Origin of the sequence: Ningiella ruwaisensis (genome assembly GCF_004798935.1) — a bacterium.
Lineage (GTDB): Bacteria > Pseudomonadota > Gammaproteobacteria > Enterobacterales > Alteromonadaceae > Glaciecola > Glaciecola ruwaisensis.
This window is the reverse complement of sequence record NZ_RAHT01000023.1, coordinates 1-1,236: the sequence shown is the minus strand read 5'-3', so window position 1 is coordinate 1,236 and position 1,236 is coordinate 1. Positions and strand designations below refer to the sequence as shown.

The window sequence follows — 1,236 nt, the reverse complement described above, 5'->3', positions numbered from 1 at the left end:
GTAGTGGCACAATAAACCCGAACACTGTTTTAAGTGGTAGCATTACACTTATAAACGAGGTGTTCAATGAAAAAACAGCGAAGGACGTTTAGTTCTGAATTTAAACAAGATGCTGCAAGCTTAGTGCTTGATCAAGGATACAGTTTTGCAGAAGCCAGTCGAGCGGTCGATGTTCATGAAAATACATTGAGGACTTGGGCAAAACAACTGGAATTAGAGCGCACAGGCCATACGCCAAAGAGCAAAGCCCTGACTGCGGAGCAACAACGAATTCAAGAGCTTGAAGCGAAAGTGAATCGTTTAGAAAGAGAAAAAGCCATCTTAAAAAAGGCTACAGCACTCTTGATGTCAGACGAAATGAAATACACGCGCTGATAGACCGATTGAGAGTGCATGAATCAACGGAATTGGTCTGTGGTGCATTAGGTGTTGGCGTAAGCAGCTTTTATGAGCGTAAAAAACGGCAAAAACAGCTGTTGCTGAAACGAAGATTGCTTCGAGCTCGTGTGAAACGCTTGTTCGACAAGAGTCGTCAATCCGCTGGTGCAAGAACGATATCGACCATGCTTCGCGAAGAAGGCGTGATTGCAGGTAGATTTAAAGTCACCCGTTTAATGCAGGAGCAAGAACTCGTCAGTAGGCAGCCTGGTAAACATGCTTACAAAAATGCATGTGTTGAGCGCCCTGACATCCCGAATTTGCTTGATCGACAATTCGATGTAGATGGCCCAAATCAAGCGTGGTGTGGTGATATCACTTACGTTTGGGCAGGCGGCGCTTGGCGTTATACGGCAGTCGTCATTGACTTATTCAGGCGACGTGTCATTGGTTGGAGTATGTCAAATAGACCTGACGCTGACTTAGCAGTTCGAGCGCTTGAAATGGCATATGAACAACGTGGTAAACCTGAAAATGTGATGTTCCATAGTGATCAAGGATCGCAATATGCGGCTCGCAAATTCAGACAGCGCTTATGGCGTTATCGCATGACGCAGAGTATGAGCAGGCGCGGAAATTGTTGGGATAACAGCCCAATGGAGCGCGTATTTAGAAGTTTGAAATCTGAATGGATACCATCAACGGGTTATCATTCATTAAATGAAGCAAAACGGGATGTGGGGTATTACTTGATGAATTATTATAACTGGGAACGACCACATCAATTCAACAACGGGCTATCACCTGCAAAGGCAGAAGAATTAGCTAAAACGGTGTCCGGATTTTGTTGACCACTAC

Annotated in this window: 1 protein-coding gene; it reads left to right on the top strand. The window is 44.8% G+C overall.

Features of this window, described 5'->3' with window-relative positions; all coding sequences use genetic code 11:
* Positions 1-66: 66 nt before the first annotated feature.
* Positions 67-1,229, top strand: a protein-coding gene (locus D6V41_RS18055; RefSeq protein WP_136252949.1) for an IS3 family transposase whose coding sequence is annotated in 2 segments (ribosomal slippage) — positions 67-319 and positions 319-1,229 — 1,164 coding nt in all. Because the reading frame shifts where the segments join, the coding sequence is not laid out codon by codon here.
* Positions 1,230-1,236: the final 7 nt, after the last annotated feature.